The organism is Streptomyces sp. NPDC029169, assembly GCF_055563935.1.
In genome coordinates this window covers 1-16,255 of record NZ_JBVHXA010000006.1, presented here as the reverse complement: position 1 = coordinate 16,255, position 16,255 = coordinate 1, and the positions used below count along the sequence as shown (strand labels likewise).

Annotated in this window: 7 protein-coding genes; all 7 read left to right on the top strand. The window is 74.7% G+C overall.

Going from position 1 to position 16,255, the window contains the following annotated elements; all coding sequences use genetic code 11:
* The first annotated feature begins 1 nt into the window (after window position 1).
* The 7 genes from ACZ4VI_RS13400 (at window position 2) to ACZ4VI_RS13370 (ending at window position 16,135) form a co-directional block, all read left to right on the top strand.
* The gene (locus tag ACZ4VI_RS13400; protein ID WP_467999329.1) at window positions 2–4,252 is read left to right on the top strand and encodes a DUF6519 domain-containing protein; all 4,251 of its coding nucleotides are present in this window, start codon (window positions 2–4) and stop codon (window positions 4,250–4,252) included.
* A complete protein-coding gene (locus tag ACZ4VI_RS13395) occupies window positions 4,249–5,148 on the top strand; it encodes an aminoglycoside adenylyltransferase domain-containing protein (RefSeq protein WP_467999328.1) in 900 nt (299 codons plus the stop codon). Before ACZ4VI_RS13400 ends, ACZ4VI_RS13395 begins: the two co-directional genes overlap by 4 nt.
* The gene (locus tag ACZ4VI_RS13390; RefSeq protein ID WP_467999327.1) at window positions 5,145–6,812 is read left to right on the top strand and encodes a glycosyltransferase family 2 protein; all 1,668 of its coding nucleotides are present in this window, start codon (window positions 5,145–5,147) and stop codon (window positions 6,810–6,812) included. Before ACZ4VI_RS13395 ends, ACZ4VI_RS13390 begins: the two co-directional genes overlap by 4 nt.
* The gene (locus tag ACZ4VI_RS13385) at window positions 6,802–7,704 is read left to right on the top strand and encodes a glycosyltransferase family 2 protein (RefSeq protein ID WP_467999326.1); all 903 of its coding nucleotides are present in this window, start codon (window positions 6,802–6,804) and stop codon (window positions 7,702–7,704) included. The genes ACZ4VI_RS13390 and ACZ4VI_RS13385 overlap by 11 nt, the downstream gene beginning before the upstream one ends.
* Before the next feature lie 41 nt (window positions 7,705–7,745).
* Window positions 7,746–13,433, top strand: coding sequence for an eCIS core domain-containing protein (locus ACZ4VI_RS13380; RefSeq protein ID WP_467999325.1), 5,688 nt, complete (start codon window positions 7,746–7,748; stop codon window positions 13,431–13,433).
* A 169-nt stretch (window positions 13,434–13,602) separates the two neighbouring features.
* Complete coding sequence (locus ACZ4VI_RS13375; protein ID WP_467999324.1) at window positions 13,603–15,585, top strand: phage tail sheath family protein; 1,983 nt, start codon at window positions 13,603–13,605, stop codon at window positions 15,583–15,585.
* A 40-nt stretch (window positions 15,586–15,625) separates the two neighbouring features.
* Complete coding sequence (locus ACZ4VI_RS13370; RefSeq protein WP_467999323.1) at window positions 15,626–16,135, top strand: phage tail protein; 510 nt, start codon at window positions 15,626–15,628, stop codon at window positions 16,133–16,135.
* Window positions 16,136–16,255: the final 120 nt, after the last annotated feature.

Genomic DNA, 16,255 nt, shown 5'->3' with positions numbered 1-16,255 from the left:
CATGAAAGCCGACTTCTCTCGACTCCGCGTCGACGACGCGTCGGGGGACGAATGGTTGCAGCAGCAGGGGCGGCTCTGGCTCGACTCGGACTGGAACGAGGCCACGCTCGCCCGCCTGCGCCGGCTCGAACTCCACGTTCGTGACGTCGTCGGCGCCCGGGGCCGGCCGGCGCCGGGTACCGCGTTCCGACTCGGCGACGGTGGGAACGGCGAGCTCACCATCGGGGGCGGTGCGGGGCCCGCCGGGCATCTGTACCTCGACGGGATCCTGGTCGTGAACCCGGCCCGCACCACCTACGCGACGCAACCGGACCATCCCGGCGCCCCGCCGCTGCCACTGCCGTCCGCGACCAGCAGCGGCTGGCAGCTCGTCGGCGACATGGGCAGCGCGCGGGCCGGCCACGGCGCCGCCCTCGCGCGGCCGGGAGCACTAACCCAGGTGGCCCGCGTCCTGGTGTGCGGGGGCACCTCCGCGGGAGCGGTCACCTCGACGGCCGAGCTGTTCGACCCGGTCACGGCCACCTGGTCGCCGACGGCCGCGATGGCCCTCGCCCGCGCCTGGCACTCCGTCACCGTGCTGCCCGACCGGCGGATCCTGGTGACCGGCGGGCTCGGTCCGGCCGGGCTCGCGCTCGCGGCGGCGGAGCTCTACGACCCCGCCACCGGCACCTGGACGGCGACCGCCCCGCTCGCGCGGGCCCGCTTCGGCCACACCGCCACCATGCTGGCCGACGGCCGCCTGCTGGTCGCGGGCGGCTTCGCCCGTACCGGCGGCTCCCTCGGTTCCACGTCCGGCACCGACGCCCTCGCCGACGCCGAGGTCTACACCCCGGCCACCGGCACCTGGACCACCGTCGCGAGCATGACGCGGCCACGCGGCAGACACACCGCGGTACGGCTGAACCAGCCGCCGCTCGCCGGGTCGGTCCTCGTCGCCGGCGGACACCGGCAGGGCACCGTCGAGGCGTCCGCCGAGCTCTACGACCCCGTCGCCGACCAGTGGCGCTCCGCACCCGGCCTCGCCACGGCGCGCGAGGGCCACTCGGTGACACTCCTCGCGGACGGGCGTGCCCTCGTCGTCGGGGGCTTCGCGGCCGGCCAGCCACTGTCCTCGTGCGAGCTGTTCGACCCTGCGGCCCCGGCCTGGCGGCCCGCCGCGGCCCTCGCGTCCGCGCGCACCGGGCACACGGCCGTCCGTGTCGTGGCCGGCCAGGTCCTCGTCGCCGGCGGACACCGGGGCGACCGCCCGCTCGCCTCGGTGGAGCTGTACGACCCCGGCGCCGACCGGTGGACGGCGGGCCGTCCCCTCGCCGAGGCCCGAGCCTGGCACCGGGCCACCGTGCTCGACGACGGCTCGGTCCTGGCCGCCGGCGGATCCAGCGCCCTGGACCCGGCGGCCGGGGCGGGAGGTGAGACCCCGGCGGCCGAACTGCTCGACCCGGTCGAGACCACGGTCGCCGTCGCCTACCTGGAGGTCTGGCGCCGACTGGTCGGCCACCTCCAGGAGGACCGTCGCGAGGTCGCGCTCGGCGGCCCCGACACCACCGTGCGGCTCCGTACCGTCGCCCAGGTCAAGGTGGTGCCGGTGCCCGCGGCGCACCGGCCCGCCTCCCTGGACTGCACGCACGCCGCGGCCTACCTGCCGGACGACGGAACCGGCCGGCTCTCCACCGTCGTCACCTCCGCCGCTCCCCCGCAGAACCCCTGCGACGTGCCCGCGGGTGGCGCGTACACCGGACGGGAGAACCGTCTCTACCGCGTCGAGATCCACGACTCCGGCGAGATGCTCGGCGCGCTGGCGCCCAGCGCGGTCCCCCTCACCGCCGATGCGCCGGGCGGCAGCGCCGAGCTGAGGGTGGGCGAGCTGACCGCGCCCCAGCGGGCCGCCCTCCTCGTCGGGGGCTGGGACCTGGTGGCCGGGCCCGGTCCCACGGCGCTGCGCGAGGCGGTGTCGATCTCCTCCGTGGACGACACGGGCGTGGTACGGCTCACCCTCCCGACACGCCATGCCGGCTACACCGTGGCCAGCGGCGCGGCGCTGTTCCCCCGGCGGGATGTGGCCCGGCTCGCCGAGGCGGCCCCCGCCGGGGCCACGTCGCTGCGGCTGGTGCCGGGAGAGGGACCCAGTCCCGCGGAGACCGCGGCGGGACGGCTCGCGCGCCGGGGCTGGTACGTCCGTACGGGAGAGTCGGCCGAGCCCGTCGGAGTCGTGAGCTTCGACTCCGTGACCGGCCTGGCCACCCTCGCCGGCCCGCTGCGCTCCCCCTACCCGGCCGGCGCCGAGCTCGTACCGCGGGCCCGCTTCAAGTGGTCGGCGGACAACGCGAGTTTCGCCACCGCGGTCACGGCCGTGCTGCGCACGGACCTCACCACGGCGACCACCACCGTCCAGGTCGGCAGCCTGGGCCGCGACCGGGCGAGCATGCTGCGCGTGGGGGACCTCGTCGAGATCGGCGGAGACGCCGACGAACTGGGCCCGGGGCACGGCATGCTGTGCCGCATCGCGGCCGACCCCGACCCCGACACGCTCACCGTCACGCTCGACGCCGCCCACCCGCTGCTCACTCCGGCGCGCAGCGCCGAGGTGCGTGCGGACCATGTGGTGCTGCGCCGGTGGGACGGCCTCGGGTTCGTCGGACCCGAGGACGTGGACCTCGGCGAGGGGGTGAAGGTCCGCTTCAGCGGGTACGACTTCCGCGCCTCCTCGTACTGGTGGTTCACGACACGGGCGCGTGACGCGTCCGTGGAGGACCTGGACGGAGTACCGCCGCACGGGATCCGGCGGCACCGCACCCCCCTCGCGGTCCTGCACTGGAGAGGCGACCCGGAGGCCGGGATCACCCTCGACCGCGCGATTGACTGCGTTCCCGTGTTCGATCCCCTCACCGACCTGCGGGCGCGGCACGTCCAGTACGACGACAGCCGCACCGCGCTGGGCGCCTCGAATGTCCAGGAGGCCATCGAAGCGCTCGCCCCGAAGACCCAGCCGCGGGTCCGGCAGGACGGCATCAGCTGGCGCAACGACCGGCCGCTGCCCGTCACCACGTTCAACCAGGGCCTCACGGTGCGCTTCACCGAGCCGATGGCCCCCGCCACACTCACCGACCGCACCGTCGAAGTATGGCTGCAGGTGCCCGACCCGACCGACCCCCTCGTCCACGCCCTGCGCGTACCCTGCATCGTCACGGCCGGCCCCGACCAGGTCGCTTTCCGGCCGCGAACCCCGCTGGACCCGATCCGTGTCGGCCAGTGGCGGGACCGGCTGCGGATCGTGGACGGCGCCCCGAACCTGCGCGCCGTCGTCGTCCTGCACGGCGACAAGATCCTCGACGCGGCGGGGCAACGGCCGCTCGACGGGACCGTGTTCGGCCGACTCACTCGCGACGGGTACGACATGGTGACCGACCTTCGGCTGCCCTCGGGCGACGGCCGCACCGGCGGAGACTTCGAGAGCTGGTTCTTTCTCGCCGGGGAGCCCGCACCGGTGCGGGTGGCCGACGTCAACCCGGAGCCCGGGACCTCGCTGCTCCTCGCGCCCCAGGCGATCACCGTGATGTTCACCAAGGACGTGCGCCGGGCGAGCCTCTCGGGCTTCAACACTGTGGTCGTCCGCGGGCCCGGCTTCGTCCGGGTCGCCGGCACCGTCGACCCGTTCCCCTTCGACCCCGCCGCCGAGACCTGCTCGGGCATCACCTTCACACCGGCGGACCCGGGCTGGGCCGGTCCCGGCTCCTACACGCTGACCCTGTCGAGTGCGATCGTCGACACCGACGGGCTCGGGCTCGACGGGGACGGCGACGGCACGCCCAGCGCCTTCGTCGCGTCGTTCACCTTCGGTCCGGCCCTGACACAGACTGCGCCGCGCGTCAGCGTGATCGACCCGCCCGAAGGCGCCTCGCTGCCGGAGTTCCCGCCTGTGATCCGGGTGGAGTTCGACAAACCCGTCCAGCGCGACACCCTCACCGCGCAGTCGGTGGAGGTGAGCATGGCGCCGCTCGCGGACCCCATCGGCTTCACCACGGTGGAGGGCACCCTGGCGCCCTTCGGCGAGGAAGCGCCCGGGATGGTACGGGGCTTCACCTTCACCCCCGCCGACCGCGACTCCCTGATCGTCCCCGGCCTGTACATCGTCGACCTGCACGGTGACGGGGCCCACGTCATCCTCGACGGGGACGGGCGCCCCCTGGACGGACAGGGCAACGGCCAACCCAGCCGGTTCTCCTCGTCCTTCGAGGTCGGGGAGGTGCGGTGACGGCCGTGCGCGGCCGCCCGCCGCTCGTGGGACTGCTCGACCCGCCCGCCGACCGGTATCTGCGGGCCTGCGTCGAGGTGCTGCGGCGCAACCGGAGCGCCGACCTCATCGGGGCGTACCTGTACGGCTCCGGGGTCATCGGCACCTTCCTCCCTGGCCGCAGCGACGTCGATGTCGTGGCCGTGGTCGCCGAGCCACTGCGTCGGGACGCCGCGCTGGCCCTGGCCCGGCAGATCGCGGCGGTGCCCCGCCCGTACGGCGTCAAGGGGATGGACCTGGCCGTCGTCACCGGGACCGCCGCGGCCACCCGCTCGCCCGCTCCTCGCTGCGAGATGAAACTCCTCACCTTCTGGGGCGAGCCCAGGACCGCGGACGAGGAACCCGGGGGCGACCGGCGGATGGTGATGCACTTCGCCTGCTGCCTCGACCACGGCATCGCCCTGACCGGCCCGCACCCCGTCCAGGTCTTCGCCCCGGTCGCCCGCGCGGCCTATCTGTCCGCGCTGCGGGCCGAGCTCGCCATGCGCTGGCTGCCCCCGCAGTACCGCGTGCTCAACGCCTGCCGTGACTGGCGCTACGCCGCGGAGGGCGTCATCTGCTCGAAGATCGAGGGCGGCCGCTGGGCCCGCGACCGGCTCCGGGACCCGTGGCTGGTGGACGCGGCGCTCCAGTGGCAGACGGAAGGCGCGGGCCCCGTGATGGACGTGGTCGAACTGGAGGATTTCCTCCGGCGGATGGAGGACCGCCTCCTCGCGGGCGAGGCGGAGCCGCCGGTACCGGTGGCTCCCGGACGGGTGACGGCCGTGCGGGAGCCGCCCGTACCGGTGAAGGCCGTACCGGCGTCGGCCGTACCGATGACGGCCGTGCCCCGGGCGTGGACGGGAGCGGCAGGGTGACGCCCCGGGGCTCCCTGCCGGAGCGGACGGCTCAGCGGCTCGCGCGGGCGCCGGAGGCGACGGCACCGACCGGGGCGGGCGCGCTCCTGGTCTCGTGCGTCCTGGTCGGCGACGACCCCGCGACGACCGCCCGCGCGATGCGCCTGTTCGCCGAACAGGACCACGAGCCCCGCGAGCTGGTGCTCGTCACGCGCGACACCGGCGGTGAAGACGCACCCGCCGATGACGGGCCGCCCGTCCGGGTGGTCACCGTGCCCGCGGACACGAGCGCGGCCGCCGCGCGCGACGCAGGCTGCGCGGCCGCGCACGGGGATCTGCTGGCCCTGTGGGAGCCGGATTCCTGGTACCCGTCGTGGCGGCTGCGCTACCAGGCCGACGCTCTGCTCCGCAGCGGTCGGGACCTGTCGGCGGCCGCCTCGGCCGTGGTGTGGGACCCCGCGGCCGGTGAGAGCTGGGCCGGGAACGCCGCGCCGTGGTCGCAGCCGCCCCGCCTGTTCGGTGCGACCGTCTGCCTCACCCGACGGGCCTGGGCTGCCCGCCCGTTCGCCGCGCGCGGCGGGACCCTGACCGACGATGCGGGCTGCTTCGTCCTGGACGTACCCGACGGTCCCTTCCATGTCCCGCGTGAGGCCCATCTCGCGGTCCTGGTGCACCCGGGGGCCTACCCGCCCGAACCCGGTCAGCCCGGCTTTCCGCGAGGGACCGTCGAGTGCCTGCTCGGTGGCGCCGCGTTCGACTGGGGGCTGCGGTTCGGGGCCCTCGCGCCTGGTCACGTCCCGCGCTCCGACACGCCGGAACCGACGGCCGGGCCGGAGGGACCGGGCCCGGCGGCTCCGGGCGGCGCGGCCGCCGCGCCGCCGGCGACCGCGACCGTTCGGACGGCCGGTCCTGCCGCCGCGGGGGTCGCGCTGCGCGGGTCGGCGCTGCCGCTCGTGACCTGCGTCATGCCGACGTTCAACCGCCGCCGCTTCATCCCGCAGGCGCTGCGCAACCTGAGCGGTCAGGACTACCCGCGGCTCGAACTCGTCGTCGTGGACGACGGATCCGAGCCGGTCGAGGACCTCGTGGCCGGCGTGGAGCACGTGCGCTATATCCGACTCGACGAGCGGGCGACCATCGGACACAAACGCGACATCGCCTGCGAGAGCGCGCGGGGCGAGTTCGTCATCCAGTGGGACGACGACGACTGGTTCGGCCCGGAGCGCGTGAGCCGCCAGGTCGAGAACCTCCTGCGCGGAACCGCCGACCTCACCGGCATAGGGGTCAACCTCCTGCTCGACGTACGGAGCATGCGCCTCTGGTCGACGCGCGAGCAGGAGGCGGCCGATCCGCGGTACGCGCCCGTCGAGGCGCTGGCGGCCGGCACCCTCGCCTACCCGCTGGACTGGTGGCGCCGTGTCGGCGGTTACCCCGACGCCTCGCTCGGCGAGGACGTCGGGCTGGTGCAGCGGTTCGCCGACGCCGGGGCGCGGATCCGGGCCCTCGGCAATCGCGGCACGTACGTCTACATCCGCCACGGACGCAATTCGTGGCGCTTCGACTTCACCCCGGAGGACGGACCTCCCGGCTGGAACCGCGTCGAGGGGCCCGGTCCGCTGTCCGCCGAGGACCTCGCCTTCTACTCCTCGCTCGCCCCCACAGGGAGCTCCGCCCATGGCCGTTGAACACCCGCTGGTGACCTGCGTCATGCCGACCCGTGACCGGCGTCCCTTCGTCGCGCAGGCACTCGCCTGCTTCCTCGCCCAGGACTATCCGGCACGCGAACTGATCGTCGTCGACGACGGTGCGGACCCGGTCGCCGACCTCATGCCGGCCGACCCGCGCGTGCGCTACATCGGGCTGCGGGAGCCCCGGTCGATCGGGATCAAGCGCAATATCGCCGCCCAGGCGGCGCGCGGGGAGATCGTTGTCGGCTGGGACGACGACGACTGGCACGGACCCACCCGGATCTCCGCCCAGACCGCGCCGATCACGGCCGGCACGGCGGACGTCACCGGCCTCGGCGCGCCCGTGTTCCTGGACATCCGGACCGGCTGGTACTGGGAGTGCGACACCCCCGACTGGTGCCTGTTCGCCGGGCTCTTCCTCTGCGGCACCCTGGCCTTCCCCCGCACCTGGTGGCTCAACAGCGGCGGCTTCCCCGACTCCTCGCTCGGCGAGGACGTGCACTTCGCCGAGGCGGCGTTGCGCCGCCATGCCCGCCCTGCGGCCGTGCGGGCGCGTGGCCGTTTCGTGTACGTACGCCACCCCGGCAACACATGGCACTTCGACGTGGGCGGCCCGGGCGGGCTCGCCGGGTGGCGCCGGGTGCCGCCTCCACGCTGGCTGCCGCAGCGCGACCGGAAGTTCTACGCCGGACTGCCGGCCGACGCATCTCGCACGAAGCCACCGACCGGTTCCCCCCGCACGGGGACTCCGGCCGGATCCGCCCGTACGGAGACACCAGCCGGGTCCGCAGCCGGGGCGCCGCACGGATCCGCCCGTACGGAGACACGGGCCGGAACCGCCCGTACGGGTGCGCCCGTCGGGACGGCGGCGGCGGGGCCGGGGCGGTGAGCGGCGGACGGGCGCCCCGTGCCTCGGAGGCGGCGCCGCCGGTGCGACCGCCACACGTCGAAGCCGTGGCGAGCCTGCTGCGCGCCGCGCCCCGCGGAGCGGAGACGGAAGCCGCCGAGCGGCACGCGGACGCCGTCGCGGAGGCACTGCTGCCGGTCATCGAGGACGCCCTGCTGCGCGGCCCGCAGACGACCGGATCGCGGTCGGCCGCACCGCCGGGCGCCGCCCGGGAACGGGCCGCGACCGGCGGCCTCGCCGAGGGACCCGCCCCGCCCACCGGTCGCCCCGCCGCGCCCGAGGCCGCCGTCGGCACCGGCACGCCGGGCGAACCGCTCGCCCCCGCACTGCGGGAGGCCGCCGGGCACGCGCTCGGGGTGGACCTGAAGCCGGTCCGGCTGCACCGGGGGGCGGCGGCCGCGGGCACCGCGGCCGCGCTCGGAGCCCGGGCGTACGCCTTCGGCGCACACGTCGTTCTGGGGGCCGACTGGGACGGCACGGGAACCCCCGCCGGGCGGCGACTGCTCGCCCATGAACTCGCGCACGTCGCGGTCCAGGCGCACCAGGGCACGGCCCGTGTGCAGCACGACCTGCATCGTGCGTCGCAGCAGCCCGCGCCCTTCGATCCGATCGACACCGGAGCCGATCCGGCCGCGTTCATCGCCGTGCTGCCGACCCTCTTCACCGACCTGCGAACGATCACCCTCGACGCCGAGGCCGTCGCGCGCGGGGTCTCTCCGAACGTGCTGCGGCCGTCCGAGTGCTTCCTGTACATCGAGAACTACATCGTGGTCGTGCGGCCCGACGGCTCGGTACGGGACCTGTTCGAGCAGGACACCTCGCATCCGACGATGCTCGACGCGCCGGTCGTCCTCCTGCGCGAACACCGCACCGGGATCGTCTGGTTCCTCGGCCTGCGCGCGGAGCACCTCGCCATCCAGTCGTTCCGGCGTTATACCGGGGTGCCGGAACCCGGGCGCCGCGCCGGGGAGAGCGTGCTCGTGGCGTTCATGCCCGGCGTCCTCGTCCCGCCGGAGCTGGCCCGCTCCCTGAGCCGACGCGCCCGCGGGGCGGCGGGGACCGAGGTGGAGGCGCCGGGCTGGGCGCGCGACGCGGCGGCCCGCCTGCGCCGGCGGCGGTCAGGCGGAGCCGGCGGGACGGGAGAGGGCCCCGGCGCGGGTGCGCGCGGGGAGGGCGCCGGCGGGGGCGGCGCGGCCGACCGCTCGACCGGTACGGGCGCGGAAGGCGCCGGACCGGGCACCGACCCGGCCACCGCGTCGGGAGCCGGGCCGGGCGCCACCGCTCCGGGCGCCGGCACCCCGCCCCGCGCGCCCGGCGTGCTGCGCGGGCCGGCGGCGTACCGCGCCGGAGTGAGCCGGACCGGTACGCCGCAGCTCACCATCACCATCGACCGGGCCGCGACCACGATCCCGCTGCGCGAGGGCGAGTCCCCGGCCGCCCTGGAACGGCGCGTCGACGCGGCGGAACGCGCCCTCCAGGAGTCCCGGGACCCGAGCGCCCGCCAGAGCATCGCCGACGGCGCCCGTACGACCGGCTTCACGCCGCCGCCCGCAGGCTCGGCCGCCGCCGTCGTCCCCCCGCAGGAAGCGCAGGCACAGGCCCGTGCGTCGGGCGCCGCCATCACCCCCGGAGAACGGGTGCCGGGCGGGCGCACCGGCGCCAACGCCCCGGCCTACCCGTCACAGATCACCATGGCGGGCATCGAGCCCGAGGAACCGGCGATCAGCACCTCGGGGGCGACCAACCGGTTCACCATGGCCCTCGACTACGCGGCCCGGTCCCTCGGCTTCCAGGACGAGGTCTTCAACCGGATGCAGACCGTCCAGTTCTACTGGGAGATCATCGACGTCACCGGGCTCACCCGCGCGCAGGCGGAGGGCCGGTCGAGGACGACCGCCGTGGGCCAGGGAGAGGCGCAGACCGGCCTGGGCGCGCTCGGCACCACCCTCTCGCGCGACGCCGCCGCGGTCGCCGAGGACCAGCAGCGGGACCTCGAGATGATGAGCGAGGAGAACTGGCCCTGGCAGGCCCGCGCTTCGTACCTCATGGTCATCGGACTCTCGAACACCGTCCGCCTGCTGGGCTCCGTCATCGGGAGCTTCATCGACGCCGTGACCCAGCCACTGAACGAGCGCTCCATCGGCTTCGACCGCGAAGGCGACTTCCTCGTGCGCTGCGTGGCGACGCCGCAGTGGTCGGACGAGGCGGCCGCCGACCCGGAGCACCACGTGCTCCGGGCGTCGAGCATCGCGGTGAAGCCGGTACGTATCGCCTCCCTCGGCACCCGGGCCGCCGAGGGCGCGGACCGCGAGGCCACCTCGCTCGCCGCCGCCAGGGCCGAACTCGACGCGGCTCTCGCCTCCGGCGACCCGCGCCGCATCGCGGTGGCCCGCGCCAACCTGGAGCGGCTCGTCGCCGCCGGCCGCGCGGGCGGCTTCGAGACCTACACCCAGACGCTCAGCGCCCTGCGCCGCCGTCTGACCGCCGCCCAGCAGCTCCAGGCCCACCGCGCGCAGCGGGCCCCTCTCACGCAGCTGTCCGACGACGAGGTGCTGCTCGACATCCAGCTCCTGCGCACCGGCCAGTCGGTCGAGGACTGCGTCGCCGCCACCCAGCGGCAGCTGACCCAGTTCGCCGGCGAGAACGACGAGCACGCGGCCTGGGTCGGGCAGCAGCACGCCCGGTTCACGCCGGTCGGCGGCGTCACCGGGTTCCGTCCGCGCCTCGCCCTCGCCAGCGAGGAGAACGGCCAGGTCACCGAGGTCCGCACGATGCTCGGCGAACTCGCCGAATCCCGCGAGGGCTCCCGCCGGTGGGCCCTGGTCGACATCACCTCCCCCGGCACCCGCGACATCTACATCGGGCGCGGCTCCCTGCCCGGCCACGCCGGACAGGCCACCGCCATTCGCGATGCGTTCCGTGTCTTCGCCGAGAACGCCGGGTATGGCCGCGGCACACTCGCCATCCGGCTGCCCGCCGACCTCGACACCGCACTCGGCGCCCCCGTCCCCATCGAGCCCGCGATGCGCTCGGCCCCCGGCTCCCGCGCCCGGGCCATGCAGCGGCTGCGCGACCTCGCCACCGTCGCCGAGATCGCCGCGATCTTCGCCACGGGAGGCCTCGGGGTCGCCATCGGCGCCGTCGGTGGCATCGCGGGCGCCATCACCGCCATCGACGCGCTGGCCAGGCGTGCCCGTACCGGACACGGCTGGGAGGTCGGCACCCTCTTCGACGTTCTCGGTGTCGTGGGCGGCCTCGCCTCCACGCTGAGTGTCGGTGCCTTCGTCGCTCGGGGCGTCGCGGAGAGCGGGCGCGCGGCCGGACGGCTGCCGAGCTGGATCAACCGCCTGGAGCGGACCGAGACGGCCCTCCACATCCACGGGGTCGTGGGCAACGTCCAGCAGCTCATCACCATCCCCGTCCAACTCGCCATCGAGTGGAACGAGATCGACCGCGCCGAGGGTCTGACCGAGGGCGAGCGCGACTCGCGGCGGGCCCGCGCCTTCCTCGGCGCGCTCCGGTCCGGGGCGATCACCGTCGTGTCCATGGGAGGCGGTCTTGCGCACCACGAGGAGGGCGCCCGGCCTCGCACCGGTGGCGAGGAAGCGCCGCTGCCCGCGGGCACCGGCGCGCCGGAGGCGCAGGCCCTGGCCGACGGGAGCGGGCCGCCCCGCCCGCCGGTCCGTGACACTGCCGCCCCGCCGCGCGCCGAGGGCGGCGCCGAAGCGGCCGGCACCACCGCTCCGGCTGTCGGCGAGCGGGCCGCGGCCGGCGCGGAAGGCCCCGTCGGACCCGCCGTCACCGACCTGGTGGCCCAGGCCCGTTCCCTGGCCGACCGCCGGCTCGCGGCGGACCGGCGGGCCGCCGCCGGGGGCGGTGCCGAGCGGGCGACCGCCGAAGCCACCCGTCCGCGCGAGGAGGCCGGCGAGGCCCGGACGGCGGCCGGCACGACCCGGCCGACGCGCCCCGGGGATCCCCACGCGCCGGACGTCAACACCGCCGAGCGCGACCTGGCCGTCCAGATCCTCGGCGTACGGCTCTTGCAGGAGCGTCCGCCCGGCCCGGTGGATCCCGCGGCCCCGCCGCCGCGGCCCGGCCCCTTCGGCAGCCGCACCACCTCCGCCGAGCAGGCCGTCGCGACGTACGACCATGCGGTCGCCGCCGGCCGCGGTGCCGAGGTCGGGCTGTTCTTCAACCCGAACACCGGGGAGTTCGCCGTCCAGGTCGGAACCGAGTTCAGCGTCCGCGCCCCGGCCGGCGACGGCTGGCAGGCGCTCGTCCACCTGCACCCCAACCCGGAGAACGTCATCGTCCTGCGCATGCCGGCGCCCGCCGACATCGCGCTGGCGGTCCGGGCGGCCCTGCGCAGCGGCAGCCACACCGAGTTCGTCCAGTCCACACGCCCCGACGGCTCCACGGGTATCACCCGGGTCACCGTGACCACGAACCCGATGCGGATCGTGGTCGAGATCCCGGCGGCCGCGGGAGAGCCCGCGCGACGTATCGACGTTCCCACCCCGGAGGCATACAGCCGCGAGTACGGCAACGAGACCACGCATCTCGACCCGGCGAGTCCCCTGTACGAGTGGGTGATGCGCGACCTCGACGACTTCTACCGTCAGCGGCGCGAGGACGACTGGACCCGGACCGGCACGGCCGAACCCGGCGACCCCGCCGCCCGGCAGCCGGGGGAACACACCGCCATGGGGACCGCCCGGCCCGAACGGGTCCCCTCCCCTGCCGAGGCCGAGGCCACCGCGGAGATCACCCGTCTGCGAGCGCGCCTGTACCGGTGGCGGAGCACCTCCGGCGGCGATCCCGCCGCCGCCTCCCTCATCGACACGCACCTCGCCGCCCTGCGCGACCTCGCCGCGGCCGTGCGCCGCGGCGAGAACGTCGAGGGCGCGCTGCACGGGATCCGTGAGGACCTCCCGGCCCAGCGCCGCCTCCTGCGGCCGGTCGACGCCGGCCGGGTGACCGCCCTCGCGGCCCGGTCCCGGCGGGCGGCCGCCCGGACGCGCGATCCGGAAGCCGCGGTGGAGCTCAACCGGATCGCCGACGAGGCCGACCGGCTCGCCGCCCGGACGGCCGCCGACCCCGGCTATGACGCCCGGACCGGCTACGACGTGCTGGACCGGCAGGCCCGCCGCGCCACCCGTCGGGAGTACGAGGTCTACGTCGACCTGCTCCATCCCGCCGAACGGGCCCAGATGACGGCCTGGTTCGAGGAACACCTCGCCCCCCTCAACGGCACACCGGTGGGTGAGCTGCTGGTCCGCGACATCATGCGGCACATCGAGACCGCGGACGCGCTGACGCTCGCCCAGTCGCCTCGCAGCGCGGGCGTCGACGTCGCCCGTACGGCGGCCATGCAACGCCAGGTACGCGAAGGCATCGCGGCCGGGCGCTACAGCCCCGAGTACACCGCCCTGTTCGAGGCCGCCACCCGCGACGCGGCGGCACAGGGCTTCACGGACGGGTGGCCACGGACCCCGGACGGGGTCGCCTGGCAGGTGGACCACGTGGGTGAGCTGTGGCTCGGCGGTGCCGACGACGCCTCGAACTACCTGGCGCTGCCGCCGGCGGTGCACAGCCTGAAGACCGCCATCCTCGGAGAGTTCCGCCGCGAATTCCGCAGCCGGAGCGTCGAAGGGGAAAGCCGGGACCTCCGCGAAACAGATGCTCCGGAACCGCGAACAGAGGAGGACTGATGCCACATCAGCAGTGCGATGTACGAGGGGAATTCGGGTGGCCGCCACCTGCGCCGATCGTTGACAGTGCCCAGCCGCTTTGGAAAGCTGCCTGGGGACCGTCGGTGCCCTGTGACTCGAGGCCTGCGACCGGCGTCGGGCCCGCTGTCTGCGCCCCATGGGAGGGCTGATGCCCGAGTTGCTCCATCCTGGCGTGTACGTTCTCGAAGCGCCCTCCGCGGTCAAGCCGATCGAGGGCGTCAGCACCTCGACGGCCGGGTTCGTCGGCTTGGCGGACAGAGGGCCCGTCCCGGGATTCCGGATGCCTTTCGGTGAGCCCCCGCGCGCACCGCTCGTCACCAGCTTCACGGAATTCACCCGGATCTTCGGCGGATTCCGTCGCGACAGCTATCTGGCCTATGCCGTCCAGGCGTTCTTCGACAACGGCGGGCGGCGCGCCTACATCGTCCGGGTCGTCGTCGACGACGACCCGGAGGAGGGGTACGGCCCCGGCACGGGCAACGCCGCGCTGGCGTGCGTCGGCCTGCTCGACCGCGAGAGCCCGACGGTCAACCCGACCCTGGCCGTCGTGGCCCGCTCGCCCGGCGCCTGGGCGAACACCGTGGGCCTGGCCGTCACCGAGAGCACCGCGGACCCGCAGAACCTGTTCCGGCTCACCGTGTTCGACGGCGGTGTGCCGGTCGAGTCCTTCGACGGGCTGAGCATGGACCCCGCGAGCGACGGCTTCGTCGACACGGCGGTCAACAACGCCTCGCGGTACGTCTACGTCAAGTCGGTCGTCCCGAGCGGGGTCTCGTTCGCCGACGCGCGGCCCGCCGCCACCGCCGAGGCACATGTCCTGGACTTCGCGGACACGGATGGCGAGACCGCGTTCACCGTCTCGTCGAACGTCTCGCTCGGCGAACCGCTCAGCGTACGGACCACACGCTCGACCGCCGCCGGCCCCCCGACGTTCACGCTCCAGGTCACCCAGGCCGGCCGGGTTGTCGAGAGTCACGACAACCTTTCCATGGACCGCGCCCTGGGCAATTTCGTCGAGCGCAAAGTGAACGCCGCCTCCCGTCACGTGCGCATCCGCGCCACCGAGCCGGCGCCGACCGCCGACGTCGACCGGGGGCGTCCGGTCGACGCCGTCCACGCCTTCGCCCTGCCGGCGCTCCCCGCGGGAATCAGCTTCCCCGGCGGATCCGTCTCGGCGGGTCCCGGCTCGGACGGCCGGGTGCCGGCGCCGGGCGACCGGCACTTCGTCGGCAGGCCCGACCGGGGGACGGGCCTGTACGCCTTCGACGGAGTCGACGACGTCAACATCATCGCCATCCCCGGCTCGGGCAACGACCTGACCGTGAGCGCGGGGATGGCCTACTGCCGCAACCGCCCGTTCCAGGACGCCTTCTTCGTCGCCGACGTCGGGGTGCTCATGCCCGAGGCCGCCCGGGTCCCCGGGGCCGCCCCCGACGTGCGGGGCAAGGCCGCGGCCCGCGACTTCATCCGCTCCCTCTCCACGCCCAGCGACTACGGCGCGGCCTACTACCCGTGGCTGCGGGTGTCGGACCCGATCGGCAAGGGCCGCAACCCCGGCATCGCGGTGCCGCCGTCCGGGGCCATCGCCGGCCTGTACGCGCGGATCGACAACAGCCGAGGCGTCTTCAAGGCGCCGGCAGGCACCGAAACGGGTCTGGCCGGGGCGCTCGGGCTCTGCGACGACCTCCAGGACGCCGACCAGGACATCCTCAACCCGATCGGCCTCAACGTCCTGCGCCGGTTCCCGGGGTACGGCGTCGTCTCCTGGGGTGCCCGCACCCTCGCCACCGACGCGGCCTGGCGTTACGTACCGGTCCGCCGCACCGCGATCTTCCTGCGGGGCAGCATCCGTCGGGGCATCCAGTGGGCGGTCTTCGAGCCGAACGACGAGCCGCTGTGGTCACAGCTACGGCTCAACGTCCGGGCGTTCATGCTGACGCAGTTCCGGGCCGGGGCCTTCCAGGGGGCCACACCGGCCGAGGCGTTCTTCGTCGCCTGCGACGCCACGACGACCACACAGCAGGACATCGACAACGGGGTGGTCAACCTTCATGTGGGGTTCGCGCCGCTGAAGCCGGCCGAGTTCGTCGTGTTCACCCTCAGCCAGAAGGTCGACCAGTCGGCGGTGTGACCGTCGGCCGTACCAGGAAAGGGCCGGACCCCTCATGCGTATGAGTGCGAGCACCAACCGATTCGACCCCTACCGCAACTTCCGGTTCAAGATCAAATGGGACGGGGTCTACGTCGCCGGGCTGTCGAAGATGACCGGCCTCAAACGTTCTACCGAGATGACGGAGTGGCGGGAGGCCGGCGAGAACATCGTCGCGCGCAAGCTCCCCGGCAAGACGAAGTACGAGGCGGTGACCCTGGAGGCGGGCATCACCTACGACACGGCCTTCGAGGACTGGGCCAACCTCGTCAACGACTTCGCCAGCCACAGCCGCACCAACCTCGGCGACTTCCGCAAGAACATCACCCTCGACATCTTCAACGAGGCCGGAGCCAAAGCACTGTCCTACAACCTGTACCGCGCCTGGGTGGCCGACTACCAGGCCGTACCGGATCTCGACGCCGCGGCGAACGCCGTCGCCATCACGACGGTGAAACTCGAGTACGAGTGGTTCGAGCGCGATGTCGCCGTCGTGGAAGCCGCGGGCAACGGCCCCGCCCGGATCGGCTGACCGGACCGGCGTACGTGAGTGAACCCCGCACCGGGGGGGGGGGGGGGGGGGGGGGGGGGGGGGGGGGGGGGGGAGGCGCGCGCCCCCCCCCCCCAGCCCCCTCTCCCCCGCCCTTCTTTC